We start from the raw sequence: 24,756 nt of genomic DNA, 5'->3' as shown, positions 1-24,756 counted from the left end.
CGGGGATGACGACGGCGCAGCGGCCGACACTGGAGGCGGTGGCCCGGCGGGCGGGGGTGTCGCGGGCGACCGTCTCCCGGGTGGTGAACGGCTCCACGACCGTCGCCGAGCCGATCCAGGAGGCGGTCCGCCGGGCGGTGGCCGAGCTGGGGTACGTGCCGAACCTGGCCGCCCGCAGCCTGGTCACCCAACGGACCGACTCGGTCGCCCTGGTGCTGCCGGAGGCCGCCACCCGGGTCTTCTCCGACGACCAGGTGTTCCCGGGCATCATCCGGGGTGCCGCCCAGGAGTTGGAGGCCGCCGACAAGCAGCTCGTGCTGATGCTGGCCGGCTCGCCGGCCGGGCACGACCGGGTGGAGCGCTACACCACCGGGCGACACGTGGACGGGGTGCTCTTCGCCTCGCTGCACGGCGAGGACCCACTGCCCGGCCGGCTCGCCCGGCTGGGCATCCCGGTGGTGTGCAGCGGTCGCCCGCTCGACGGCGCCGACGTGCCGTACGTCGACGTCGACCACGTCGGCGGGGTGACCACGGCGGTCCGGCACCTGATCGCGGGCGGTCGCCGGCGGATCGCCACCATCGCCGGCCCGCAGGACATGGTGGCCGGCATCGAGCGGCTCACCGGCTACCGGAACACGGTCGCCGAGGCCGGGCTGCCGGAGCTGGTGGCGACCGGCGACTTCACCCGCGAATCCGGGACGACGGCGATGCGGCAGCTCCTCGCCGAGCACCCCGACCTGGACGCGGTCTTCGCCGCCTCCGACCTGATGGCGCACGCCGCCCTGCGGGCGCTGCGCGAGGCGGGGCGGCGGGTGCCGGACGACGTGGCGGTGATCGGCTTCGACGACATCGAGACGGCCGCGTACACCGAGCCCCCGCTGACCACCGTCCGCCAGCCGATCGTGGAACTCGGCCGGCGGATGACCCGGCTGCTGCTGCGGCTGGCCGCCGGGGAGGCGATCGAGCGGGCCGTGGTGCTCCCCACCGAGCTGGTGGTCCGCGAGTCGGCCTGACGTGTAAGGAAGGGCACCTTGTTAACGCCTTCTGTATAGGAAGGGCCCCTTCCTAACGCCGCACCCGTCCGGTGCCGGATTAATCCGTAGAGGCGCAATACGGGCGCCGGTAGCGTCGCGCGTGTGACCGCGAACCTGATCCGCGTACCTGCCCTCTCCGACGTCGCCGAGTACGCGTACGCGGCCACGGTCGAGCCGCCGGCCCGGCTCGTCTTCACCGCCGGCGCCTGTCCGCTCGACGCCGAGGGGCGGACCGTGGCGCCCGGCGACCCCGTCGGCCAGGCCCGGCAGGTGATGGCCAACCTGGAGACCGCCCTCGCGGCGGCCGGAGCCCGGCTCACCGACGTCGTCAAGACCACCGTCTACGTGGCGTCGTCCCGGCAGGCCGACCTGGTGGCTGTGTGGGAGGTGGTCCGGGACGCGTTCGGCGACCACGAGCCGCCCAGCACCCTGCTCGGGGTGGCCGTGCTCGGCTACACCGACCAGCTCGTCGAGGTCGAGGCCGTCGCCGCCGTCCGCGAAGGGGCCTGACGTGCGGGTCCGGACCGCCCGCCCCGACGACGCGCCGGCCGTGGTGGCGCTGCGCGCGCTCGTGCACCCCTACCTGGTGCGCGGCGTCGACTCGACCCGGCGCATGATCGCCCAGCCCCCGCCCGGCGAGGACTGGACGGCGTACGTCGTCGAGGTGGACGACACGGTGGTCGGCTGGGCGTCGGCGTACCGCAACGACCGGACCTCGGAGCCCGACGTCGGGGAGGTCCCCACCCTGCACGTGCACCCGGAGCACCGGGGCCGGGGCGGCGGCACCGCGCTGCTGACCGCCGCGCTGGGGCACCTGCGGGACATCGGGGCGCGCCGGGTGCGTACCTGGGCGCTGCCGGAGTCGCTGCCGTTCGCCCGCCGGCACGGGTTCACGCCGAGCCGGGAGCTGCGTTACTCGGCACTCGACCTGCGACCGGCCCCGCCGATGCCGGAGCCGCCTCCGGGCGTACGGCTGCTCCCGCTGACCGACGTGGACCCGCGTCGGGTCTACCTGGCCGAGACGGCGGCGGCGGCCGACGAGCCGGGGGACGTGCCGGCCGACTCGATCAGCTACGAGAGCTGGCGCTCCGAGGTCTGGGACAACCTGGGCCTGGACCGCGCGGCCAGCACGGCGGCCGAGGCCGACGGCGAGGTGGTGGCGTTCAGCCTCGTCAAGCGGGACGGCGACCGGATGTGGTCGGACTACACCGGCACGCTGCCGGCGCACCGGGGGCGCGGGCTCGCCCGCCTGGCCAAGACGGCGGCGCTGTACCGCGCCGCCGCCACCGGGGTACGCGTCGCCTACACCTCGAACGACGAGGCGAACGCGCCGATGCTGGCGGTCAACGTCCGGCTCGGCTACCGCCCGGTCGGATCGAGCTGGTCCTGCCTGCGTGAGCTTTCCTGACGGTCCCGGTCAGCCCGCCGTGATGGGCTGGCCGAGCGAGCGGCGGGCCAGCAGGGTCGCCCCGGCGACGGCGGCCGGCATGACCAGCACCGCGCCGAGCGGGATCAGGAAGCAGACGAAGACCGCCACCCCGAAGCCGAGCGTGGTCGGCCGGTCCGCCTTGAGGATCGACCGGCGCTCCGGCAACCGCATCCCGCGCCGGTAGAAGGGGGCGCCGACCAGTTCCACGGCGAGCAGCCAGCCGCCGACCGCCGCGCCGATCACCGGCACCACGGTCTGGCCGACCACCGGGACGAACCCGGCGGCGAAGAGCGGGATGCCGAACAGCACCGACAGGCCGACCAGCCGTACCGAGTCGGCGAGGCTGCGCCGCAGCGACGGCCAGAACGGCACGTCGACCGCGCCGGGCGTGCCGCCGAGGCGCTCCTCGACCCGTTCGGAGATCTTCTCGTAGAACGGGTCGCCGATGACCAGGGTGACCGCAGTGAAGCTGACCACCGCGAGCAGGCCGCCGATGCCGAGGAAGGCCAGCCCGGCGACCACCCGGACCAGGTTGCGCCAGGTGGCCGACCAGTCGTCGGCGAACGGCGTGACCAGCGCGGCCAGGTCGTCGACGAAGTACGCCAGGGTGGCGAACGCGGCCACGAAGATCGCACCGGAGATCAGCGCCGGCACGATGCCGAGCAGCATCAGCCCGGGGCTGCGGACGTAGAGGCCGAGGCCGCGCAGGAGCAGGCCCACGCCGGTGAAGAACCGGCCGACGGCGCCGGTCACGGGCGCGGCGATACGGGGTGCGTTCACGACCGCAGAGCCTAGTGGTCGCCGCCGGCCGACGCCCCGACAGCGGCCGTACGGCACCGGGGCAGGATGGACGGGTGCGGGCGGCCCGGTTGATCTCGTTGGTGTTGCTGCTCCAGGCGCGGGAGACGATGACCGCGGCCGAGCTGGCGCGGGAGTTGGAGGTGTCCGAGCGGACCGTCTACCGGGACGTGCTGGCGCTCTCGGCCGCCGGGGTGCCGGTCTACTCCGACCGGGGGCGAACCGGCGGCTACCGGTTGCTCGGCGGCTACCGGACCCGGTTGACCGGGCTGACCCGGGACGAAGCGGAGGCGCTCTTCCTGGCCGGACTGCGCGGGCCGGCCGGCGACATGGGGCTCGCCGACGCGGTGGCCTCGGCCGAGTTGAAGGTGCTGGCCGCGCTGCCGCCCGCGCTGCGCGACGCGCCGGCCCGCACCGGGCAGCGGTTCCACCTGGACGTGCCGGGCTGGTTCCGGGAGGTGGGGCCGCCGCCGTGGCTGACCGAGCTGGCCGGGGCGGTCTGGCGGGACCGGGTGGTCGAGCTGCGCTACCGGCGCGGGGACCGCGAGGTCACCCGGGAGCTGTCCCCCTACGGCCTGGTGCTCAAGAGCGGCGTCTGGTACCTGGTCGGCCGGGTCGGCGACGACGTGCGCACGTACCGGGTGGACCGGGTGACCGGCGTCGCGGTGAGCGGGGAGACGTTCGACCGGGACGGGGGCTTCGACCTGGCCCGGTACTGGCGGGAGCAGGCCGAGGCGTTCCTCCGGGGCATGCTGCGGGACCGGGTCACCGTCCGGCTGAGCCCCGCCGGCCTGCGCCAGCTCCGGCACCTGGCCGACGCTCCCTTCGCGTACGACGAGGCGGTCGCCGCCGCCGACGGTCCCGACGGGCAGGGCTGGGTGACGACCCGGCTGCCCGTCGAGTCCGTCGACGTGGCGTACAGCCAGTTGCTGGGGTTGGGGCCGGAGGTCGAGGTACTCGACCCGCCGGGGCTGCGGGCGCGACTGGCCGAGGCCACGTCCCGCGCCGCCACGCTCTACGCGACGCGGGACGTGGCCTCGGCCGGGACGGCGCGGACCGACACCGACGGTCAGCGGTAGCCGGTGACGTCGGCCGGCCGGCCGGGGTCCTGCACCTCGACCAGGTACCGCCAGGCGTCCGGGCGGCTGCCGTCGAGGTCGGTGAAGCCGTACACCTTGGCCAGCTCGCCGCTGGACACTGACCGACCGTTCCAGCGGGCCCGGTCCTCGTCGGCGGCCAGGGCGGCCACCGCGCGCCCGACGAACGCCGGCGACTCCGAGATGGCGAAGTGCGGCTGCTTGTCCAGGGCGTCCCGCCAGTTCTCCTCGGTGACCCCGAAGAGCTCCAGCATCGCCTCCGACCGGAGCCAGCCCGGGGTCAGCGCGACGGCCGTGCACCCGTGCGGCCCCACCTCGTGCGCCCAACTCGCCGCGAGCCGGTTCACGGAGACCTTCGCGAGGTCGTAGAAGACCGAGAGCCGGTAGTTGGCGTCGTTGTACTCCCTGGTGCCGTCGCCGACCTCCACCACCAGGCCGCCGGGGCGGCGGACCAGCAGCGGCAGGGCGAAGTGGCTGGTGATGATGTGCGTGTCGACCGCCAGCCGCAGGGTGCGGAAACCCGCGTCCAGCGGCTGCTCCCAGACCGGTTTCTCCCAGGTGATCAGCGGGTCGCCGCCCCAGATGTCGTTCACCAGCACGTCGAGCCGGCCCTGCTCGGCGTCGATCCGGGCGACCAGGTCGCGCACCTGCTCGGGGACGAGGTGGTCGACCCGGACGGCGATGCCGGTGCCGCCGGCCGCCGTGACCAGCTCGGCGGTCTCCTCGATGGTCTCCGGCCGGTCCATCTCGGAGCGGCCGGCCCGGGTGCTGCGGCCGGTGGCGTAGACGGTGGCGCCGGCCGCGCCCAACTGGACCGCGATCTGCCGGCCGGCGCCCCGTGTCGCCCCGGCGACGAGCGCGATCTTCCCTGTCAGCGGTGTCGTCATGCCCGCCAGCCTGTCAGCGATACCTGACAGCGGAAGTCCGGTTTTCCGCACCCGGGTCCGTGCGTCATGCTCGGCGGCATGCACCTGCTGCTCTCCGGCATCGTCGGCTCGGTCGCGTACGGGCTGGCCGGGCCAGGCTCCGACGTCGACCGGATCGGCGTCTTCGCCGCGCCCACCGTCGCGTTCCACGGCCTGCACCCGCCCCGCGAGTCCGTGGTGACCACCAACCCCGACACGACCCTGCACGAGGCCGCGAAGTGGTGCCGGCTCGCGTTGAGCGGCAACCCGACCGCCACCGAGCTGGCCTGGCTGCCGGACGACTGCTACGAGACCCGGACGGAGTTCGGTGACCGGTTGATCGCCATCCGGTCGGCGTTCCTCAGCGCGCCCCGCGTCCGCGACGCCTACCTCGGCTACGCCGGCCAGCAGTTCCGCAAGCTGGAGTCCCGGGGCGACGGCACGTTCTCGGCCGACACGCGGCGGCGGACCGCCAAGCACGCCCGGCATCTGGCCCGGCTGGTGCACCAGGGCCGGCTGCTCTACACGACCGGCGTGCTGGAGATCCGGCTCGCCGACCCCGGGTGGTTCCGGGCATTCGGCGATCGGGTGGCCGACGGCGAACTGGAGGAGGCGCGCACGCTGCTCGCCGAGACGGAACGCGACTTCGACCGCGCCCGCTCCCCGCTGCCGGACCGCCCCGACGAGGCCACCGTGGAACGCTGGCTGCTCGACGTCCGCGCCGCCCACCTGCCGCCCGAGCTGACCGCGCCCTGAGCCGCGCCCTCACTCCCCCGGTTCCGAGGGATCCGGCGGCGGGCGGCGGGCGGCGGGCGGCGGGCGGCGGGCGGCGGGCGGCGGGCGGCGGGCGGCGGGCGGCGGGGCATTGTCCACGCCGCGCTGTCGAGCTGCCCCGTCCATGGGACCGTTTCGAGGCGGCGGACCGACGGGCCGGACGCGCCGCCGGGGCTGCCCCTATCCGTGGGGCAGCTCGACAGGGCGCGGCAGGACGGGTCTGCGCAGTTGGCCGACCACCGGGGCCCCGCGCCGAGCCCGCCGGCGAACGCCGCCGCACCGAAGCCCGTCGACAGTCCCGCCGCGCCGGGGACTGAGCCCGCCGCGCCGAGGATCTGGCCGTCCGCCGGGACCGGGCCGCAATGCGGTTGGGCCGGCCGGAGCGCGCTGCTAGTCTGCCCAGGCGTCCTCGATCTTGGAAGGGAGGTGGGCACCGTGTCCATCACGACATCGCTGTGCTCCCACCCGGCCGCGAGGACGCCACGGTCCTGACCCGGGAGCACGTCACACCCGGAAGGATCCCCATGACCGACCTGGTCATCCGCCCACTCACCGTGGGCGAGGAAGAACTGTTCGACTCGCTGCCCGACCCCGGCCTGGTGGGCCGCGCCGCGTTCGGCGAGAACTACTCCGACATGGCCGCCGACGGCCAGTACCGTCCCGAGTGGAGCTGGGTGGCCCTGCGCGGCGACGTGGTGGTGGCCCGCGCCGCCTGGTGGGGCGGGCCGAACGACGCCGCGCCGCTGGCCCTCGACTGGTTCGACTTCACCGACCGGGAGGCGGCGGTCCGGCTGCTCCGGACCGCGCCGCTGCGGGCCGAGTACTCGCTCTCGCTGCCGCCCGGCTGGCGGGACGACCCGGCAGTCCGCGCCCAGGCCGAGGCCCGGATCGACGCCGCGACGGCAGCCGGCATGTCGGTGCTCGTCGAGCGGTACCGCTACCGCTGGAAGCCGGAGTGCGGGCTCCCCGCCCGCCCCGGCCGGCTGGAGTTCCGACCGGAGCCGGACGACGCCGTGATCCTCGACGTGCTGCGCCGGGTGGGCGAGGGGAGCCTCGACGCGCACACCCGGCACACCGCCGCCGAGCACGGGCCGGACGCGGCGGCGCAGGAGGAACTCGACCTGTTGCGCTGGCTGCCGAGCCCGCGCGACTGGTGGCGGCTGGCCTGGACGCCCGAGGGCGAACTGGTCGGCGTCACCGTGCCGGCCCGCAACCACAGCGACCCGATCGTCGGCTTCGTCGGCGTGGTGCCCGAGCAGCGCGGGCGCGGGTACGCGTACGACCTGTTGGTCGAGGCCACCAACCTGCTGGTCGAGGCGGGGATGAAGGAGATCGTGGCGGCCACCGACCAGACGAACCACCCGATGGCCGCCACCTTCGCCAGGGCGGGCTACCCGATCGAGCGGGAACGGATCGACCTGGTGTGACGGCTCGGCTCCCGGCGTCGGTGTCCGGCGCCGGGAGCCACCGGGTCAGTCGGTCAGCCGTACGCGGACGCGGCGGTTGGCACGGCCCTTGCTCTCCACCTTGACCACCTGCACCTTGCCGATCTGGGCGGTGGAGGCGACGTGCGTGCCGCCGTCGGCCTGGACGTCCAGCCCGACGATGTCGACGATCCGGACCTCCTGCTCGTCCGGCGGGATCAGGTTGGACTGGGTCCGGATGATGTCCGGCAGGGCGAGCGCCTCGGCCCGGGGCAGCACGCGCACGGCGACCGCCCGGTCGGCGGCCACCTCGGCGTTGACCAGCTCCTCGATGCGGCTCTTGAAGTCGGGCGGCACCTCGGGCAGGTTGAAGTCCATCCGGGCCTCGCCCGGCTCCATGTTGCCACCGGTGACGAGCGCGCCGAAGTCACGGAACACCACTCCGCAGAGCACGTGCAGCCCGGAGTGGGTCCGCATCAGCCGGGTGCGCCGCTCGTCCTCGACGGCGCCGGTCACCGCGGTGCCGGCCGGCGGCAGCGGGTCGCCCTCGGCCGGGATCAGCCAGAGGTCGTCGCCCTTGCGGGTGCCGACGATCCGGGTCTGCACCCCCTGCCAGAGCAGTACACCGTGGTCCGGCGGCTGTCCGCCACCGCCCGGGTAGAACGCCGACCGGTCCAGCACGATGCCCTGCTCCGGGTCGGCGTGCAGCACGGTGCACTCCCACTCCCGCAGCGTCGGGTCGGCGAGGTCCAGCCGGTGCGTACGACCGTGGTGTGTGACGCCCATGTCAGGGCACATTACTCGTTGAGGAAGGCGGATATCCGGCTGCGCAGGTCGGCGCGTTCCGTCCAGAGGACGCCGGGCCGGTCGTACACGTGCAGGGTGGCCCGGGGCAGCGCAGCCGCGAGCTGCTCGGCGACCTCGGCCGGGTGCAGGTCGTCGCCAGCGCAGCCGATCACCAGGGCGGGCGCGGTGACCGCGGCCAGCGACCCGGCGTCGCGCAGCGGCGCCTGCTCGGGCAGGCTGGCGAGCCCGGGGGCGAGCCCGTCGCGGAGGAGCTGGTCGAGCCGCTGGCGCAGGTAGGCCCAGCCGGCCGGGGTGTTGCGTACCGCCGACGGCAGCTCCGCCTGGACCACGTCGGCGACGGCGGAGGCGTCCCCGCTCTCCACGGCGTCGAACAGCGCGGTCAGCCGGGCCCGGGCGACCTCGCCGCGCGGCCGGTCCAGCACCGCCGGCAGGAAGAAGACCAGCCGGTCGAAGCGTTCGGGGCTCTCGGCGAGCAGCCGGCAGAGCGCCCCCGCGCCGAGGCTGGCGCCGAAGGCCCGGGTGGCGCCGCCCAGGTCGGCGACCGCGCGCAGGTCGCGGGCGAGGTCCAGGTAGCTCCACTGGCCGGGCGGCGCGTCGGAGCGGCCGTGCCCGCGGAACTGGAAGAAGAGCTTGCGGCCGGTCACCCCGCTGCCGAACGGCCGGGTGGTGGCGATGCCGTTGCCCAGCCCGTGGGCGAACACGGTGGTCGGGTCACCCGCCCCGGTGACGAGCTGCTCCAGCCGTACGCCGTGCGGCGTGGCGACCAGCTCGGTCTCCGGCTCTGGCAGGGCCGGCCTGCCGGTGCGCGGGGCACCGGGGCCGGGCCCCCAGGTGCGGGGCCCGCCGTCCGGCGGGGGCGGCCAGCGGAAACCTCTCACCAGAACCCTCTGCCGTCGCTCAGGTCGCGCAGGCCGACCCGGACGTCGAGCAGGTAGATGAGACCCGCCGCGATGCCGATCAGGCCGAAGAGGCTGATCGGGCCGAAACCGAGCAGGGTCAGCACCAGACAGACGGCGAGGATGGCGACCCAGCCACCCTTGGGCAGGGTGCCGATGGCGGCGAAGGCGTCGGAGCGCTGGGTGATGGCGTGCACCAGGGCGACGCCCTGCACGATCAACGCGAACACGAGCAGGATCAGCTCGATCACGTAGCGGACTTCGAAGGCGAAGAGCGGCGCGGCGTGGGCCATGACGGCAAGCTTATGCCGGCGACCCCGGAAACGTCCGACAGGACGCCTCCGGGGTCGCCGACGCAGCGGGACTACTCGGCGGCCGGGCGGGTCCGCTTGGTGGCCCGGGGCAGCTTCGCCGACGGCGTGGCGGCCGGCTTGGGGGCGGCCTTGGTGGCGCGCGGGGCCCGGGTCGCCTTCTTGGCGGCGGCGGGCTTGGCCTCCACGACCTCGGCCACGTCGGCCGGGGTTGGCACCTCGGCGACGGCCGGGGCGACCACAGCGGCCGGGGCGGTCTCGGCCGGCTTGACCTCGGCCTCGGTGGCCTCGATGTCGGCGTTCACGGTCTCGGCGGCCTCCAGCACGCCGGCGCCGACGACCCGCTCACCCCGGGCGACCAGCGCGACGTACGCGGCCTGCGCCCGCTCCTGCGCGGCCTGGGCGCCGGCGACCACCACGGCGGCGTTGCGGGTCGCCACCTCACGCAGCTTGTCCAGGTCGGCGACCTCGCGGAGCTTGTTCAGGTCGGCGACCTCGCGCAGCTTGTCGAGGTCGGCCGCCTCGCGGAGGCGCTTCAGGTCGAGGTCGGACGAGGCGGCCTTCTCCCGCAGGCCACTGGCGGTCAGGTTCGCCGTGCGCAGCGTGTCGTTGGCCTTCTGCCGCAGCTCGAAGCCGGTGACGACGGCCTTGCCGCCCAGGTCGGCGACGACCCTGGTGCCGAGGTCGGACACCACGGCGGGAAGCTTGCGGAGCTGCTGGAGGGCCAGCTCGCCCGCGCCGGCGGCGGCGTAGATCGGGGCCGGGATGCGGTGGGTCTTCGGCTGGGTCATCACTTCTCCTCTTCGGCCGCGTCGGCGGCCTTCCGGACCGCCCTGCGGGCGGCCTTCTTCGCGGGGGTGTCGGTCGGAGCGGGAGCGGGGCCGGCCTCGGTGACGGCGACCGACTCGAGGACGGCCTCGGTCGGGGTGCCCTCCGGCGTGGTGGGTCCGGTGGCGGCGAGGTTGGCCAGGTCCGGCGCCTCGGCGGCCTCGGGCGCGCCCGGGGCGGCACCGTCCGGCGTGGCGCCGGCGGCCGCCGCGGTCGCCTCGGCGAGGCGCGCGTTCTCCCGCCGGAACGTCTCGTAGATCTGGGTGAGCGACTGCTTCTGCGCCATCGTCAGGTCGGGGTCGACCGCGATGGCCGCGAGCACACCCTGGCCCTCCTTGTCGTCGAGCAGCCCGGCGCGCAGGTACATCGCCGGGGTGGAGACCCGCAGCGCGCTGGCGAGCTGCTGGAGCACCTCCGCGCTCGGCTTGCGCAGGCCGCGCTCGATCTGACTGAGGTACGGGTTGCTGACCCCCGCCTGCTCGGCGAGCTGTCGGAGCGAGATCTTCGCGTTGCGGCGCAGGTCGCGAATGAACCCGCCGACGTCGGGAAGGTCCTTACCAGTGGCCATACCCCGACGGTAGCCCGCCCTGCTAGCTCCTGCAAGCAAAGTGCTAACCAGAGTTAGCGAGGTCTCACCTGTGTGAGTTGCGTGCCCGAACGTCACCTGCGTACCTTCCTCCGATGACCAAGATCGAGGTGAACGGCGCGCTGCTCGCGTACGACGACACCGGCAGCGGCACCCCCGTCGTCCTGCTGCACGCGGGGATCGCGGACCGCCGGATGTGGCGGGGACAGATCGGCCCGCTGGCCGAGCGGCACCGGGTGATCGCCCTGGACCTGCGCGGCTACGGCGACTCGGAGCTGCCACCCGCCCCGTTCGCCCACCACGACGACGTGGCGGGGCTGCTCGACGCGCTCGACCTCCCCCGGGCCGCCCTGGTCGGCTGCTCGTTCGGCGGCGCGGTCGCCATCGACACCGCGCTGGCCCACCCCGACCGGGTGACCGCGCTCGCCCTGCTCGGCACCGCCGTCTCCGGGCACGAGTGGTCCGAGGAGGCGAACGGCCTCTGGGACACCCTGGTGGGCGAGGTCGAACCGGAGGACTTCGCCGCCAGCGCCGCCGGTGAGGTGCGGTTCTGGGTGGTCGGCCCCGGACGCCGCCCGGAGGACGTCGACCCGGAGCTGGTCGCGTTCGCCGTCGAGATGGACCAGCGGGCGCTCGCCGCCGAGCAGGCCCTCAGCGCGGTGGACGTCGCCGAACTCGACCCGCCCGCGATCGGGCGCCTCGGCGAGCTGCGGGTGCCGGTCCTGGTCACCGCCGGCGCCGCGGACGTGCCCGACATCAGCCGGCTCGCCGACCGGATCGCGGCCGAGGCACCGGGCGCGACCCGCCTGCCCGACGTGCCGGACACGGCCCACCTGCTGCCGCTGGAGCGTCCCGCCCCGGTCAACGCCGCCCTGCTCGATTTCCTGCCCTGACGCCCGACCCGGCCCGGTGCCCGGCCGTCGGCGCGCTGACCGTCGCGGCGTCGCCGGGCCGGGCGCGCGGCGGCGGCTACCAGACGGGGCGTACGGCGCCGACCGGGAGGCCGCCGCCGAATAGCGGCACCTCGGCGTACTCGGCCAGCACCGGGGCGTCCAGGCCGAGGCGGCGCAGGGCGGAGACCAGCACCGGCATCCGCGCCCGGCCCGCACCGTCGTCGATCTTGAGGGCGACCGCGCCGATCCCGGGCACCGCGGCGGCGATGACGCCCTCGGCGCCCACCTTGGCGAGCAGCCCGGGGACGCCGCGCATCAGCCGGGTGTCGTCGGCCTGGGTGCCACCGACGATCTCCGGATGGGCGCGCATCGCGTCGGCCACCGTCCGGGGCACGGAGCCGGGCTCCGCCGAAACCAGCCGGAGGTACGCCCCGGCCAGGCCGGTCAGCGACACCGCGAGCACGGGAGCGCCGCAGCCGTCCACCCCGACCGCCGCCGCCCGCTCACCGGTGAACTCCTCGACCGCGTCGCGGAGCCGCTGCTGCAACGGGTGCTCCGGGCGCCAGTAGCCGTCGAGCGGCCAGCCGGCCGCCAGGCAGGTCAGCAGCATCCCGCTGTGCTTGCCGGAGCAGTTCATCTGCGTACGGGTGGGACCGCCGCCGGCGCGCAGCACGGCGGCCCGCGCGTCCTCGCCCACCGGCAGGTCCGGCGGGCAGTGCAGGGCCGACTCGTCCAGCCCCGCGCCGGCCAGCAGCGCGCCGACCCGGGCCAGGTGGAAGTCCTCCCCGGCGTGGCTGGCCGCGACCAGCGCCACGTCCGCCGGGTCGGTCAGCGACAGCCCGGCGCGGAGCATCCCGACCGCCTGCATCGGCTTGTTGGACGAGCGCGGGAAGACCGGGGAGGTCACGTCCCCGGCACCGGCCACCGGCGCGCCGTCGGCGTCGAGCACCACCACCGAACCCCGGTGCACGCCCTCGACGAACCCGGACCGGACCACCTCGGCGAGCGGCACGCCGCCCTCGTACGTCTTTCCCACGGTGTGGACGGTACCGACCGCCCGGCCACCCTCGGCGGGCGGGTGACCAGGCAGTCGACACCCGGGCGTACAGGAGTGCCGGCGGGGCCGCCGCTTACCGCCCGGCGGCCGGCACGCCGAGCAGCCCACGCGCCTCGGCGGTGGTCAACGGCGGCCGCTGGGCGAGCTGGGCGAAGCCGACCGCCCGGGCGACGAGCTGCATGTTGGACTCCACCGGGCGGCCCTTGGCGTAGGTCACCGTGTCCTCCATGCCGACGCGCAGGTGCCCGCCGGCCGAGAGCGACGCCAGCATGACCGGGATGGTGCTGCGGCCGATGCCGGTGGCCGAGAAGGTCGTGCCCTCGGGCAGGTCGCGCAGCGCCTGGTGGGCGGCCACCAGCGCCGAGGTGGTGCCCGGCATGCCGCCCGGCACGCCCATCACGAAGTCGACGTGCACGTGCCCGCCGGCCGGCAGGCCGTACTTGCCGAGCAGGCGCTGCAGGGCCGTCAGGTGACCGAGGTCGAAGATCTCGTACTCCGGCACGATGCCGCGCTCCTGCATCCGGGTGTGCAGGTCGACGATGAACTCCCAACGGTTGAGGAAGACGTCGTCGCCGAAGTTGAGCGTGCCCATCGTGCAGGAGGCCATGTCGGGCTCCGCGTCGAGCACGGCGAGCCGGTCGGCCTCCGGGTCGGTCACCGCGCCGCCGGAGGAGAGCTGCACGATCAGGTCGGTGCTCTCCCGCAGCGCCGCCACGGTCTCCCGCAGCCGCCCCTGGTCCAGGGTCGGCTTCGCCTCGTCGTCGCGGATGTGGACGTGGATCACGGCGGCGCCGAGCGCCTCGCACTCCTTGGCGGTGAGCAGCAGCTCGTCGAGCGTCACCGGCAGCGCCGGCACCTCCGCCTTGGCCGACTCCGCGCCGGTGGGGGCAACCGTGATCAACGTCCCTGTCGTCATGCCCGGATCGTAGACCGAGGCCAGGGAGCCAGTCGACCGGAACTTTTCCGGCCTCAGCGCCGCGAAGGAGAGATTCTTTCGCCGCCGGAGCGCTAGGCCGGATCGATCGCGGCGGCGGTCTCGCCGACGAGCAGGCGGGCGTCGTCGGCGACGTTGCGCTTGACCACGGCCAGGGCGACCTGGCCCAGCTCGTGGTGGTGCACGGCGGTGCCGACGAAGCCGACCGCCCGGCCGTCGAGGGTCACCGGCGTGCCGGCGACCGGCGGCTGGTCGGTGGTGACCCCGTCCAGGTGCAGCAGGACGAGCCGACGCGGCGGCCGGCCCATGTTGTGCACCCGGGCGACGGTCTCCTGGCCCCGGTAGCAGCCCTTGTCCAGGTGCACGGCGGGGGCGACCAGGTCCACCTCGGCCGGGATCGTCCGGTGGTCGGTGTCCACCCCGACCCGGGCCCGCCGGGCGGCCACCCGCACCGCCTCGTACGCCCACAGCCCGGCCACCGGCACCCCGTTGCCGCGCAGCTGGGTGACCACCTGTTCCATCGCGGCCCGGGGCACGAGCAGGTCCACGCCCAGCGGGCCGCGTCGCGCCCACCCGCCGACCGGCAGCGGCTTGACGTCGTACAGCGCGGTCGGCCGGGGCGGCACCTCGCCGGAGCGGAACTTCGGGCCGGGCACCGCGACCACGTCGGGTGCGGCCAGCCCGGTCGCGCCGAGCGTCTCCACCGCGGCGGGGGCCGCCGGCCCGACCAGCGAGAGCAGCGCGTGCTCGCCGGTCGCGTCGCGGGGCTCGACCCGGCTGAAGAACCGCATCTTCTCCAGGTAGGACAGCAGGCCGGTGGTGGCGCCCGGCTCGGTGTCGAGCCAGGTGGTCACGCCGTCCTCGGCCACCATGGCGTGCTGCTCGACGTGCCCGTGCGGCGAGAGCACCAGCAGCTCGGTGCCCTGGCCGGCGGTGAGCTGCGCCAGGTGCTGGGTGGTGAGGGTGTGCAGCCAGCCGATCCGCTCCTCGCCCGGCACCGCCACGACGCCCCGGTGCGAGCGGTCGACCAGGCCGACCGCGGTCTCGAGGGTGCGCTGCTCGCGCATCGGGTCGCCGTAGTGCGCGGCCACCCCCCGGACGCCGGCCGCCAGGTGCGCCGGCTCGGGCTGGTCCCGGCTGGCCTCGTCGATGCTCTCGACGCTCACCGCGCCCGCGATGTCGATCATTTCCGGTCCCCGTTCTCGCAGCGGTCGCAGACGCCGAAGAGGGAGACGTGGCCGATGTCCACCCGGAACCCGCGCTGCTGCGCCAACCGGTCGGCCAGCGGGCGCAGCAGCTCCGGATCGATCTCGTCGATCGCGCCGCACTCCCGGCAGACAAGGTGGACGTGCTGGTCCTCGCCGGCCGCGTGGTAGGTCGGCGAGCCGTGCGAGAGGTGGGTGTGGGTGACCAGGCCGAGCCGTTCCAGCAGCTCCAGCGTGCGGTAGATGGTGGTGATGTTGACCCCCGCGGCCACCTCCCGGACGGCCGTGTGCACCTGCTCCGGGGTGGCGTGCCCCAGGTCGAGCACGGCCTGGAGGACCAGTTGCCGCTGCGCCGTCAGCCGCAGCCCACGGGCGCGGAGCATTTCCGCGAGGGAGGATTCGGACACCGTCCGATCATAGTTCGCCCGACCGCCCCGGCCGCCGGGTCGAACGGCCCGTCGAGTTCCCGCGCCACCGGTGCCGGCGTCGGGCGGGCGGTAACCTCCCCGCACCGGGCGGCGGCGGTGCGCAGGCCCGCCGCTACGCTCGGCGGTCATGGTGGCGTCGAGGATCGCCGTGCCGGGGCGCGGGCTGGTGCCACCCGGGGAGCCGGTGCTGCGCGGCGACGACCGGGGTGTGCTGCACGGCGACGGGCTCTTCGAGACCATGCACCTGCGGGGCGGGCGGCCGTGGCTGCGCGACGCCCACCTGGCCCGGCTGGCCCGGGCGGCGACGGCCGTCGAGCTCACCCTGCCCCCCACCGACGTGCTGGTCGACCTGCTGGAGACCGTGAGCGCCGGCTGGCCGGCCGAGGTCGAGGGCGCGCTGCGGCTGGTCTGCACCCGAGGCCCGGAGGGCGGCGGCCCGCCGAGCGTTTACGCCACGCTGGGCGAGGTGCCGGCGGCGACCCGCGCGGCCCGCCGGGACGGGATCACCGTCGCCACCCTGCCGCTCGGCGTCGCGGCGCGGGCCCGCGCCGCACTCGACTGGTTGCCCGCGGGAGTCAAGTCCACGTCGTACGCGGTGAGCACCGCCGCCCGCCGCTGGGCGGCCCGCAGCGGGGTGGACGACGCGCTCTGGGTCTCCTCCGACGGGTACGCCCTGGAGGGCCCGACCGCCAACCTGGTCTGGCTGGCCGGCGACACCCTCCGCACCGTGCCCGCCGCCGAGACGGGCGTCCTGCCGGGCGTGACCGCCGCCTGGCTCCTCGCCCACGCCCACGAACTGGGCCTGCGCGCCGACGAACGCCTCGTCACCCCGGCCGGGCTGCACTCCGCCGACGGCGTCTGGCTCACCTCGTCCGTCCGTGGCCTGGCGGAGGTCCGCACCCTGGACACCGTCCCGCTGCGCCGCTTCCCGCACACGCCCGCCCTCCAGGCCCTACTGGGCTTCCCCCTCCCCTGACCGGGGAGGGGGACGGGTCGGGCGGGTCAGCCGGCCACGCGGGTGAGGCGGGCGGAGAGGTGCGGCGAGAGGCCGTGGCCGACGGCGGCCATCTCCTGGGCGTAGAGCAGCGCGCCCTCGACGATGCCGAAGAGGCGGTGACCGGCGGTGACCTCCTTGGCGGTCGCCGTCCGGACCACCGCGTCGGTCACGAATTCGAGCTGGGTGCCCTTGCGCTTGCCGATGTGCAGCTCCATGACCCCGGTCGGCGTGGTCATCAGCGCTTCCAGCTCGTCGGTGACCCGCTCGCCGTCCATCACCGGCCGCCACCAGCCGACCTCACGGCCCGCCGGGCGGACCGGCCTGCTCTGCTCGTCCAGGATCCAGGCGCGCGACTCGTAGAACAGGAACGGCCGGCCGTCGTGGCTGATCCGGATCTCCTGGGCGTAGTCGAAGTCCTCGATCGTGGGGTAGCCGCCCCGGCCACGGCCACGCCACACCCCGACGTACGGCAGCAGGCCGTCCAGCGACGGGTGCAGCTTCGGGCCGACCCGCAGGTCGTGGCTCTCCTCGTACGGGTACGGGTCGACCGGCGGCGCGTTCAGCCACGGCGGCGGCTGCAGGGGGTTCTCGTCGCTCACCGGTTCACTCCGCCTCTCCCCGCCAGCGGCCACGACGGCTCACCAGCGTCCTCTCGATATACGTACGGCCAGGTAGACCAGGCCACCGGCGAGCGCGCCCAGGCCGGCGACCAGCAGGCTGACGAACCCGATCTCGGTAACCATCGCGACCATCCTATGCTGGGCCCCATGGCCCGCACTCTCGTCGTCAAGGCCACCGCCGGCGTGGACGCCCCCGAGCGGTGCGCGCAGGCATTCACCGTCGCCGCCACCGCGGCCGCCGCCGGGGTGCACGTGTCGCTCTGGCTGACCGGGGAGTCGACCTGGTTCGCGCTGCCGGGCCGGGCGCAGGAGTTCGAGCTGCCGCACTCGGCCCCGCTGGCCGAACTGCTGCACGTGATCCTCACGACCGGCACGGTGACCGCCTGCACCCAGTGCGCCGCCCGTCGGGACATCGGCCCGGACGACGTGCTGCCGGGCGTCCGCATCGCGGGCGCGGCGGTCTTCGTCGAGGAGGCGATGGCCGAGGGGGCGCAGGCGCTGGTCTACTGACCCTCACCCCTCGATACCGTCCCGGCAGTTCGGGCGAATGCCTACGATTCGGGTGTGACCGAGGCGACGGAGCGGTTCTTCGAATCACTGCCGGCGCGCGCCCCGCAGGTGCTGCGCAGTCCGGTCAGCGGGACGATGCAGATCGACCTCGCCCGGGGCAACCAGACGGCGCACTGGCTGGTCCGGCTCCAGCCGGGCGCGATCGACGTCAGCCGCAACCGGGGGCCGGCCGACGCGATCTGGTACACGAGCGAGGAATTGTTCGACCGGCTCGTCACCGGCCGGGCCCAGGCGATCTCGAGCGTGCTGCGCAACGAGAGCAGCTTCAGCGGCGAGGTCGTGCTCCTCCTGGTGTTCCGCCGCTTCTTCCCCGACCCGCCCGGCACCCGGGATCCCCGCGAGGTCGTCCGCGAGCAGGCCGGACGGCTCCGGTGAGGGAGTCGGTCAGCATCCTGGACGGCAACACCTTCCTGGTCAGCGACCGGCACGGCGACATCGAGCCGTCCCTCGACTTCCCGACGGGGCTCTTCTCCTTCGACACCCGGTTCCTCTCCACCTGGGTGCTGACCCTCGACGGCGAGCGGCTGCACGCGCTCAGCGTCGACGACGCGGAGTCCTTCCGCACCCGCTTCTTCCTCGTCCCGGGCGAGCCGACGCACTACCTGGACGCGAAGGTGTCGGTGATCCGGCGCCGGTCCATCGGCGACAGCTTCGAGGAGGAACTGACGCTGCTCAACCACGCCGGGAGGGAGACGGAGTTCACCGTCCGGTTGGACATGGGCGCCGACTTCGCGGACCTGTTCGAGATCAAGCACGTCCGGCAGAAGCACGGCCACAGCACCGCCATCGTCGGCGACGAGGAGCTGCGCCTCACCTACCGCCGGGAGAACTTCCACCGCGAGACGGTGATCAGCTCCAGCGCGCCCGCGCACGTCGAGGTGTCCGGCATGACCTTCCGGATCCGCCTCGCCCCGCACGGCGAGTGGCGCACCCGGCTGCGGGTGGCCACCGTCGTCTACGGGGCGCGCGGCGAGGACATCCGGGCCAGCCTGCCGCTCTACGGCGGCAGCCGCACCTCGCCCGCGATCCGGGCCGAGCACGACGAGCTGATCGCCCGGGCGCCGAAGCTCGGCTGCGACTGCCAGCCGCTGGCCGGGGCGTACCGGCAGAGCCTGGCCGACCTGGCGGCGCTGCGCTACGAGTCGATCACCCTCGGCGTGCGGCTGATGGCGGCCGGGCTCCCGTGGTTCATGACCCTGTTCGGTCGGGACAGCATCATCACCTCGCTCCAGGTGGTGCCCTTCCTGCCGGAGCTGATCCCGGCGACCATCCTGATGCTGGCCGGCCTCCAGGGTTGCCGGATCGACGACTTCCGGGACGAGGAGCCGGGCAAGGTCCTGCACGAGCTGCGCTACGGCGAGACGGCGGGCTTCGAGGAGCAGCCCCACTCGCCGTACTACGGGTCGGCGGACTCCACGCCGCTGTTCGTCATCCTGCTCGACGAGTACGAGCGGTGGACCGGCGACGCCGGGCTGGTGCGGCAGTTGGAGGCCCAGACCCGTGCCGCGCTCACCTGGATCGACACGTACGGCGACCTGCTCGGGACCGGATACCTGTGGTACCAGACGCGCAACCCGCAGACGGGGCTGCAGAACCAGTGCTGGAAGGACTCCTGGGACTCGATCTCCTACCACGACGGCCGGCTGCCCGGCTTCCCCCGCGCCACCTGCGAACTCCAGGGGTACGCGTACGACGCGAAGATCCGCGGCGCGCGGCTGGCCCGGACGTTCTGGGGCGACCCCGCGTACGCCGACCGGCTGGAACGGGAGGCGGCCGAGCTGAAGATGCGGTTCAACCGGGACTTCTGGATCCCGGAGCGGGAGTTCTACGCGCTCGCCCTCGACGCCGACGGCCAGCACGTGGACGCGCTCAGCTCCAACATGGGGCACCTGCTGTGGAGCGGCATCGTGGACGAGTCGCGGGCCGGCCGGGTCGCCGAACACCTGCTGGGCCCGCGGCTCTTCTCCGGCTGGGGCGTACGGACCCTCGCCGACGACCAGGGGCGCTACAACCCCGTCGGCTACCACGTGGGGACGGTGTGGCCGTTCGACAACTCGATCATCGCCTGGGGCCTGTGGCGGTACGGGTTCCGCCGGGAGGCCAGCCAGATCTGCGAGGCGATGCTGTCCGCGTCCCGGTTCTTCGGGGGGCGACTGCCGGAGGCCTTCGCCGGCTACGAGCGGAGCCTCACCGAGTACCCGGTGGAGTACCCGACCGCGTGCAGCCCGCAGGCCTGGTCGGCGGGCACCCCGCTGCTGCTGCTACGGGTGATGCTGGGGCTGGAGCCGCAGGGCGAGCACCTGATCATCGATCCCGCCGTGCCCGAGGGGATGGGGCGGGTCGAGCTGCTCGACATCCCCGGCCGCTGGGGTCACGTCGACGCGCTCGGGCGCAGCCGCAGCCCGCACGACCACGCCCCCGGCCACTGACCGCCGGTCTCAGGCCGGACAGCCGGTGGTGGCGGAGAGGGCGACCCGGTCACCCGAGAGACCGGCGATGACCATGACGCCGCCGCGCCGGTAGGCGTACGCCTCGGGGGTTTGCAGCATCGGGACGCGGGCGACGGGGGCCAGCGCGGCGGCCAGGGACGGCGGGGCCGGGACGGCGACGGCGCGGGCGGTGCGGGCGGCGCCGCCGGCGGGGCAGGGCGCGACGACCACCTCGGGGGCCGTTCCGGCCGGGCCGCCGAGGGCCCGCAGCGCCACCGCCAGGGCCTCGGTCTCCGCGCCGGTGGTGCCGGTCGCCGGCGCGGCGTAGCCGTCGCCGATCGGCCGGCAGCCCGTGTCGGCGGTCAGCCGGACCCGGCCGTCCCCGGCGACCGTGCCCTCGACGGTGACGAACTCGCCCGCGTCGGCGCGCAGCCGGGGGCCGTCATCCGAGGTCACCCGGACGCCGGCCCGCCAGTGCCCGGGGAGCCGGTCCGCGACCCGCTCCAGCAGGGCCCGCTCCAGGCCGACGGGGACGAACACGTCCACCCCGCGGGTCAGGATGGCGCCGTCGGCGAACGGCGTGACCCGGCAGCCCCGCTCGATCTCGGGCGGGGTCAGCACAGCGGTGTCGCCGGCCGCCGCGACCAACTCGCCGGCCGCGCGGTCGACGACCGGGCCGGCCTCGGCCAGGCTGCGCTGCTCCCGGACGGTCGGCGGGTCGTCCCGCACCGACGCCCAGGTGAGCACCGTCAGCAGCACCGCCCAGGCCACGGTGGCGGCGAGCAGCCAGGGCAGCCACCGCCGGGACGCCGGCCGGTCGGGACCGGTGGGCGGGGCCTGCCCCGCCGCTACGACACCGTTCACGACGCCATCGTGTCACGCCGGTGGAACGCGCCCGGAGACGGTCGTGGCCCGCCACCCTCGGCGAGGGGACGGGCCACGGGCCGATCGGAGCGTGGGTCAGGAGGCGACGGTGACGGCGACCTCGTTGATGCCCCGGCTGGCGGTCACGGCGGTGTCGCCGTTGCCGTGCCGGGAGAGCGCCCGCAGGGTCCAGGTGCCCGGCGCGGCGAAGAACCGGAACTGGCCGGCCGGCGAGGTCACCACCTCGGCGGTGAACTCACCGGTCGAGTCGAGCAGCCGGACGTACGCGCCCGGCACGGCCTCGCCCGCGTCGGACCGGACGACGCCGGTGATCACGGTCTCCTTCTCCAGGTCGAGGCTCGCGGGCAGCGGGGCGGCCTGGTCGGGAGCGGCGCAGCCGGCAGCGGTGGGTGCGGTCATGGCTCAGGCCTCCCCGGGCTCGTCGCCGAGCGCGACCGGCACGCCGACCAGCGAGCCGTACTCGGTCCAGGATCCGTCGTAGTTCTTCACGTTGCGGTGCCCGAGCAGCTCCTGGAGCACGAACCAGCTGTGCGAGGAGCGCTCGCCGATCCGGCAGTACGCGATGGTCTCCCGGCTGTCGTCCAGCCCGGCGTCGGCGTAGATCTTGCGCAGCTCGTCGTCGGACTTGAAGGTGCCGTCCTCGTTGGCCGCCTTCGACCACGGCACGCTGATCGCGGTGGGGATGTGCCCGGCCCGCTGCGCCTGCTCCTGCGGCAGGTGGGCGGGGGCGAGCAGCCGGCCCGCGAACTCGTCGGGGCTGCGCACGTCGACCAGGTTCTTGGTGCCGATCGCGGCCACGACCTCGTCGCGGAAGGCCCGGATGGAGGTGTCCGGCTCCTGCGCCACGTACTGCGTCGCCGGGCGGGTCACCGCGTCGGTCACCAGCGGGCGGGCGTCCAGCTCCCACTTCTTGCGGCCGCCGTCGAGCAGCTTCACGTCGCGGTGGCCGTAGAGCTTGAAGTACCAGTACGCGTACGCGGCGAACCAGTTGTTGTTGCCGCCGTAGAGGATGACGGTGTCGTCGTTGCCGATGCCGCGCTCGGAGAGCAGGGCCTCGAACTGGCTCTTGTTGACGAAGTCCCGGCGCACCTGGTCCTGCAGGTCGGTCTTCCAGTCCAGCTTGATCGCGCCGGCGATGTGGCCGGTGTCGTAGGCCGAGGTGTCCTCGTCGACCTCGACGAAGACGACGCCCGGGGCGTCGATGTTCTTCTCGGCCCACTCGGCCGAGACGAGTGCGGTGTCGCGACTCATCAGATCACTCCCTGGTGAGGATGGATGGTGAGCCAGCGCGTGGAGATCGATGAACATGACTGTCGCACCACGCGCGGGACCCATAGCGAGGAAACGGATCACGGGTTCGTGCGACGGCGCCGCTGCCGGGCGTTCGGTGGGAGAGCACCGGGGGTACGCGGACCCTGAGTGCCACTGGCTGCGTCAGGCAGCCGAGGACAGCCCCGCCGTCAGATGACGGGGCGACACAGGCAGGTGGCCACGCGGCACAGGTCGACCGCGCGCCGTTTGGTGAGGAGCGTCCCCATGAGCAGGGAGCCTACCAGCCACGCCCGATGACGCCACCGGACCGACCAGCATCCGGGACGCGTCACCGCGCCACCGGCCCGTCACCCCCGGTCGCGTCGCCCCCGCGCTCGGGCCGGCGGGCGGACCGCCGGCGGCTCAGCCCACGGCGGAGTTGATCGGCACGTTCTTCGCGTCCGCGGTGACCGCCAGCCCCTCGGGCAGCGGCCGGACCTCCCGGACGGCGAGCTGGAACGGCAGCTCGGGCAGGGGCACGTCGACCGAGATGCTCTTGGCGTAGTTGCTGAGCATCGTCCGGGCCAGCGGCACGTTCGGCAGCCCCTCGGCGTTCAGGTCGTTGAAGCGCAGCGCCACCTGACCCTCCTTGCCGACGGTGATGTCGGCGGTGCCGGTCACGGTGAGCCGCTGGCCGAGGATGTCGACCGGGGCGGTGACGGCGAGCCGGCCGCCCTGCTCGCCGAGGGTCAACCCGGGCCGGTCGAGCAGCTTGGCGAGGCTGTCGTAGCTGATGGTGCCGGTGCCGTCGACCGTCTCGGCGACCACGTCGCCCTGCCCGGAGCGGATCGTGTCCAGCGACGCGCGGACGTTGTGGGCGTCCACGTCGAGCTTCGGCAGCGCGACCACGTCGCCCTGCACCGGGCCCTGCACGTCGCGAAGCCCGATGGAGATGCGCTCGTACCGGCCGTCGAGCACCTGGGTGAGGAACGGGAAGCCGCCGACCTCGACCTCCGGCGCCGAGGACTGCGCCCCCTGCTTGGCGACCTCCTGCCGGATCTGGTCGGCGATGGCGCGCTCGGCCACCCCGGCCGCGACCCGGTCGGCCACGACGAGCAGGCCGCCGAGGACCAGGAGCAGGACGACGAGGGTGACGAGCACCTTGCGCCCACGTCGACGGGGCCGCTCCTCGTACGTGTGATCCTGCGCCACGCCGCCTCCTGTCGTGAGTGCCCGGGGTGCCGCGAAGCGGCCTATCGGTGGTACCCGAACGGGGAAATCCTCAACCACGCGTCAGAGGACCAGCTTGCACATGGCGTACGCGGCCGGCGCGGCGAGGGCGAAGCCGCCGAGCGGCCCCTGCATGTGCCGGGCCACCCACATGGTCGGCGGCTCCCCCGCCATCAGCCGGCCCGCCTCCGCGTACCCCACGGCGAGGTCGGCCAGCACGGCGGCGACGGCCGCGACCAGCCCGATGATCGCGGCCCTGGTCGGGGTGAAGGGCGTCACCAGGTAGCTGCCGAGGACGGCGCTGACCAGCGTGCCGACCATGGCGCCGCCGACCACGCCGGCCGCGCCCCGGGGCACCTGCGGCGCCAGCCGCGGCCAGGGCGCCACCGCGTCGGTGAGCCGGGCGACGGTGAGCGCGACGCCGCTGGCGGTGAGGCAGACGGTGATGGCCTGGGTGCCGGCCGGGATCCGGCTGAGCGTGATCAGGGTGGCGAAGGCGACGACGCCCACCACGATCAGCAGGGTGCCACCCAGGGAGTCGGTCACCCGCACGCGGTCGACCCGCCGGACGAGTTGGCCGAGCACCCCGAGGAGGAAGGCGCCCGCCGCGACGTAGCCCAACGGGGCCAGTCCGGCGACGTCCGTCTGCACGGCGGCGGTGTCGGCCGCGACCGCGGCGGCCACGCTGACCAGGGCGACCAGCAGCAGCGCCGGCGGCCGCATGGCCATCGTCCAGGCCAGCACGAAGAGCAGTTGCACGCCGAGGACGATGCCCGCGAACGGCAGCCGGTGGCCCGGGCCGGAGGTCTGCGCCCCGAGCACCAGGCCGATGCCGAGCAGGACCGCGAACCCGGCGACGGCCAGCGCGAGCGGGCGGCGCACCTCGACCGGCTCGACCACCTCCTCGTCCGGCTCGGCGTCCGCCTCGTCGTCGGGCCGGCGCGGCGGCTCGCCACCGCGACGGGCGCGACGCGGCCCGCCGCGCTCGCGGGGGGCGCCGTCGTCGTCTGGGGCCGGCCCGGTGCGCGGCGCCGGCGGCTGGCCACGGGACGGGCCCGACGGCCCCGGGCGGGGCCCGTCGGACCACGGGTCGCGGCCGGTCTCGGGCGAGCTGGAGGGAAACACGCCCCGATCGTGCCAGACCGGCCGGCCGGCGCGGAGGTCACGGTTTCGGCAACGTTAAAACCTGAGGCGCGATCATGGGCAAGCCGGGCAAACGGGAAAGGACGCGGAGGTGGCGCCGGGGCCATCGGTTACGCTCAAGCCGCTACCCGCCCGTCAGCGACGCCGGGACCCACGCAAGTTCATCAGCGCCACACCCCCTGCGGAAAGCGCTGGTCGCGCGCGGCCGACGGCCGCCGGGACGGA

At 74.6% G+C, this 24,756-nt stretch carries 30 protein-coding genes; 11 read left to right on the top strand and 19 right to left on the bottom strand.

Annotated elements, in window-relative coordinates; translation table 11 throughout:
- The first annotated feature begins 5 nt into the window (after positions 1-5).
- From AB0G14_RS11915 to AB0G14_RS11905, 3 genes are all read left to right on the top strand, one after another.
- Positions 6-1,013 (top strand): LacI family DNA-binding transcriptional regulator, encoded by a 1,008-nt coding sequence (locus AB0G14_RS11915; protein ID WP_350706977.1) that lies wholly within the window; start codon positions 6-8, stop codon positions 1,011-1,013.
- Between the two features lie 123 nt (positions 1,014-1,136).
- A complete protein-coding gene (locus AB0G14_RS11910; protein ID WP_357696357.1) occupies positions 1,137-1,544 on the top strand; it encodes a RidA family protein in 408 nt (135 codons plus the stop codon).
- Between the two features lies 1 nt (position 1,545).
- Positions 1,546-2,442: a GNAT family N-acetyltransferase gene (locus tag AB0G14_RS11905; protein WP_357696355.1), complete on the top strand. Its 897-nt coding sequence runs from the start codon at positions 1,546-1,548 to the stop codon at positions 2,440-2,442.
- A 9-nt stretch (positions 2,443-2,451) separates the two neighbouring features.
- Here AB0G14_RS11905 and AB0G14_RS11900 read toward each other — a convergent pair whose 3' ends face one another.
- Positions 2,452-3,243: an EI24 domain-containing protein gene (locus AB0G14_RS11900; protein ID WP_357696353.1), complete on the bottom strand. Its 792-nt coding sequence runs from the start codon at positions 3,241-3,243 to the stop codon at positions 2,452-2,454.
- 74 nt (positions 3,244-3,317) lie between these two features.
- Here AB0G14_RS11900 and AB0G14_RS11895 point away from each other — a divergent pair, with 74 nt between their 5' ends.
- Positions 3,318-4,340, top strand: a complete 1,023-nt coding sequence (locus tag AB0G14_RS11895) for a YafY family protein (RefSeq protein WP_357696351.1) — start codon at positions 3,318-3,320, stop codon at positions 4,338-4,340.
- On the opposite strand, the gene AB0G14_RS11890 is transcribed toward AB0G14_RS11895, so the two are convergent.
- Positions 4,331-5,245, bottom strand: a complete 915-nt coding sequence (locus AB0G14_RS11890) for an SDR family oxidoreductase (protein WP_357696349.1) — start codon at positions 5,243-5,245, stop codon at positions 4,331-4,333. The genes AB0G14_RS11895 and AB0G14_RS11890 overlap by 10 nt on opposite strands.
- A gap of 78 nt (positions 5,246-5,323) precedes the next feature.
- On the opposite strand from AB0G14_RS11890, the gene AB0G14_RS11885 reads away from it, so the two are divergent.
- Positions 5,324-6,019 (top strand): nucleotidyltransferase domain-containing protein, encoded by a 696-nt coding sequence (locus tag AB0G14_RS11885; RefSeq protein ID WP_357696347.1) that lies wholly within the window; start codon positions 5,324-5,326, stop codon positions 6,017-6,019.
- A 542-nt stretch (positions 6,020-6,561) separates the two neighbouring features.
- Complete coding sequence (locus tag AB0G14_RS11880; RefSeq protein ID WP_357696345.1) at positions 6,562-7,464, top strand: GNAT family N-acetyltransferase; 903 nt, start codon at positions 6,562-6,564, stop codon at positions 7,462-7,464.
- 45 nt (positions 7,465-7,509) lie between these two features.
- Here the strand turns inward: AB0G14_RS11880 and AB0G14_RS11875 are convergent, their stop codons facing one another.
- From AB0G14_RS11875 to AB0G14_RS11855, 5 genes are all read right to left on the bottom strand, one after another.
- Complete coding sequence (locus AB0G14_RS11875) at positions 7,510-8,247, bottom strand: alanyl-tRNA editing protein (RefSeq protein ID WP_350706963.1); 738 nt, start codon at positions 8,245-8,247, stop codon at positions 7,510-7,512.
- A gap of 11 nt (positions 8,248-8,258) precedes the next feature.
- Entirely contained in the window at positions 8,259-9,146 is an 888-nt protein-coding gene (locus tag AB0G14_RS11870; RefSeq protein WP_357696342.1) for an alpha/beta hydrolase, read from the bottom strand.
- The gene (locus tag AB0G14_RS11865; RefSeq protein ID WP_357696340.1) at positions 9,143-9,457 is read right to left on the bottom strand and encodes a DUF2516 family protein; all 315 of its coding nucleotides are present in this window, start codon (positions 9,455-9,457) and stop codon (positions 9,143-9,145) included. The genes AB0G14_RS11870 and AB0G14_RS11865 overlap by 4 nt, the downstream gene beginning before the upstream one ends.
- A 71-nt stretch (positions 9,458-9,528) precedes the next feature.
- Positions 9,529-10,269: a hypothetical protein gene (locus AB0G14_RS11860; protein WP_357696338.1), complete on the bottom strand. Its 741-nt coding sequence runs from the start codon at positions 10,267-10,269 to the stop codon at positions 9,529-9,531.
- Entirely contained in the window at positions 10,266-10,871 is a 606-nt protein-coding gene (locus AB0G14_RS11855) for a helix-turn-helix transcriptional regulator (protein ID WP_357696336.1), read from the bottom strand. The genes AB0G14_RS11860 and AB0G14_RS11855 overlap by 4 nt, the downstream gene beginning before the upstream one ends.
- 113 nt (positions 10,872-10,984) lie before the next feature.
- On the opposite strand from AB0G14_RS11855, the gene AB0G14_RS11850 reads away from it, so the two are divergent.
- Positions 10,985-11,782: an alpha/beta hydrolase gene (locus AB0G14_RS11850; RefSeq protein WP_357696334.1), complete on the top strand. Its 798-nt coding sequence runs from the start codon at positions 10,985-10,987 to the stop codon at positions 11,780-11,782.
- 76 nt (positions 11,783-11,858) lie between these two features.
- Here AB0G14_RS11850 and AB0G14_RS11845 read toward each other — a convergent pair whose 3' ends face one another.
- The 4 genes from AB0G14_RS11845 to AB0G14_RS11830 form a co-directional block, all read right to left on the bottom strand.
- Positions 11,859-12,818 (bottom strand): asparaginase, encoded by a 960-nt coding sequence (locus AB0G14_RS11845; protein WP_357696332.1) that lies wholly within the window; start codon positions 12,816-12,818, stop codon positions 11,859-11,861.
- Between the two features lie 94 nt (positions 12,819-12,912).
- Positions 12,913-13,755, bottom strand: a complete 843-nt coding sequence (locus AB0G14_RS11840; protein ID WP_357696330.1) for a 3-keto-5-aminohexanoate cleavage protein — start codon at positions 13,753-13,755, stop codon at positions 12,913-12,915.
- A 92-nt stretch (positions 13,756-13,847) separates the two neighbouring features.
- A complete protein-coding gene (locus AB0G14_RS11835) occupies positions 13,848-14,960 on the bottom strand; it encodes a folate-binding protein (RefSeq protein ID WP_357696328.1) in 1,113 nt (370 codons plus the stop codon).
- Positions 14,957-15,385: a Fur family transcriptional regulator gene (locus tag AB0G14_RS11830; protein ID WP_350706946.1), complete on the bottom strand. Its 429-nt coding sequence runs from the start codon at positions 15,383-15,385 to the stop codon at positions 14,957-14,959. Before AB0G14_RS11830 ends, AB0G14_RS11835 begins: the two co-directional genes overlap by 4 nt.
- 148 nt (positions 15,386-15,533) lie before the next feature.
- Between AB0G14_RS11830 and AB0G14_RS11825 the strand changes: the two genes are divergently transcribed.
- On the top strand, positions 15,534-16,382 hold the full coding sequence (locus AB0G14_RS11825) for an aminotransferase class IV (RefSeq protein WP_357696325.1): 849 nt from the start codon (positions 15,534-15,536) through the stop codon (positions 16,380-16,382).
- A gap of 26 nt (positions 16,383-16,408) precedes the next feature.
- Here AB0G14_RS11825 and AB0G14_RS11820 read toward each other — a convergent pair whose 3' ends face one another.
- Both AB0G14_RS11820 and mtfM read right to left on the bottom strand, forming a co-directional pair.
- On the bottom strand, positions 16,409-17,002 hold the full coding sequence (locus tag AB0G14_RS11820; RefSeq protein WP_357696323.1) for an FABP family protein: 594 nt from the start codon (positions 17,000-17,002) through the stop codon (positions 16,409-16,411).
- A 39-nt stretch (positions 17,003-17,041) separates the two neighbouring features.
- Positions 17,042-17,146 (bottom strand): small membrane protein MtfM, encoded by a 105-nt coding sequence (gene mtfM / locus AB0G14_RS11815; protein WP_267897534.1) that lies wholly within the window; start codon positions 17,144-17,146, stop codon positions 17,042-17,044.
- A 12-nt stretch (positions 17,147-17,158) separates the two neighbouring features.
- Here mtfM and AB0G14_RS11810 point away from each other — a divergent pair, with 12 nt between their 5' ends.
- The 3 genes from AB0G14_RS11810 to AB0G14_RS11800 are packed head-to-tail and all read left to right on the top strand — an operon-like array spanning position 17,159 to position 20,022.
- Positions 17,159-17,533: a DsrE family protein gene (locus tag AB0G14_RS11810; protein ID WP_357696321.1), complete on the top strand. Its 375-nt coding sequence runs from the start codon at positions 17,159-17,161 to the stop codon at positions 17,531-17,533.
- A gap of 54 nt (positions 17,534-17,587) precedes the next feature.
- Positions 17,588-17,968 carry an SCP2 sterol-binding domain-containing protein gene (locus AB0G14_RS11805; protein WP_357696319.1) on the top strand — a complete coding sequence of 127 codons (381 nt, stop codon included), beginning with the start codon at positions 17,588-17,590 and terminating at the stop codon, positions 17,966-17,968.
- The gene (locus tag AB0G14_RS11800; protein WP_357696317.1) at positions 17,965-20,022 is read left to right on the top strand and encodes a glycogen debranching N-terminal domain-containing protein; all 2,058 of its coding nucleotides are present in this window, start codon (positions 17,965-17,967) and stop codon (positions 20,020-20,022) included. The genes AB0G14_RS11805 and AB0G14_RS11800 overlap by 4 nt, the downstream gene beginning before the upstream one ends.
- A 9-nt stretch (positions 20,023-20,031) precedes the next feature.
- On the opposite strand, the gene AB0G14_RS11795 is transcribed toward AB0G14_RS11800, so the two are convergent.
- The 6 genes from AB0G14_RS11795 to AB0G14_RS11770 all read right to left on the bottom strand — a co-directional run bounded on the left by AB0G14_RS11795 (position 20,032) and on the right by AB0G14_RS11770 (position 24,513).
- The gene (locus AB0G14_RS11795) at positions 20,032-20,886 is read right to left on the bottom strand and encodes a hypothetical protein (RefSeq protein ID WP_357696315.1); all 855 of its coding nucleotides are present in this window, start codon (positions 20,884-20,886) and stop codon (positions 20,032-20,034) included.
- A 96-nt stretch (positions 20,887-20,982) separates the two neighbouring features.
- Positions 20,983-21,306: a DUF1416 domain-containing protein gene (locus tag AB0G14_RS11790; protein ID WP_357696313.1), complete on the bottom strand. Its 324-nt coding sequence runs from the start codon at positions 21,304-21,306 to the stop codon at positions 20,983-20,985.
- A 3-nt stretch (positions 21,307-21,309) separates the two neighbouring features.
- Positions 21,310-22,158 carry a sulfurtransferase gene (locus AB0G14_RS11785; RefSeq protein WP_357696311.1) on the bottom strand — a complete coding sequence of 283 codons (849 nt, stop codon included), beginning with the start codon at positions 22,156-22,158 and terminating at the stop codon, positions 21,310-21,312.
- Between the two features lie 209 nt (positions 22,159-22,367).
- The gene (locus AB0G14_RS11780) at positions 22,368-22,445 is read right to left on the bottom strand and encodes an Ms5788A family Cys-rich leader peptide (RefSeq protein WP_311202345.1); all 78 of its coding nucleotides are present in this window, start codon (positions 22,443-22,445) and stop codon (positions 22,368-22,370) included.
- A 136-nt stretch (positions 22,446-22,581) separates the two neighbouring features.
- Positions 22,582-23,370, bottom strand: a complete 789-nt coding sequence (locus AB0G14_RS11775) for a DUF2993 domain-containing protein (RefSeq protein ID WP_357696309.1) — start codon at positions 23,368-23,370, stop codon at positions 22,582-22,584.
- Positions 23,371-23,451: 81 nt separating this feature from the next.
- Positions 23,452-24,513: a hypothetical protein gene (locus AB0G14_RS11770; protein ID WP_357696307.1), complete on the bottom strand. Its 1,062-nt coding sequence runs from the start codon at positions 24,511-24,513 to the stop codon at positions 23,452-23,454.
- Positions 24,514-24,756 lie beyond the last annotated feature (243 nt).

The organism is Micromonospora sp. NPDC023814 (assembly GCF_040639595.1).
GTDB lineage: Bacteria > Actinomycetota > Actinomycetes > Mycobacteriales > Micromonosporaceae > Micromonospora.
Note: the sequence above shows the minus strand (reverse complement) of the source record. Positions and strands in the feature narration are given on the sequence as shown.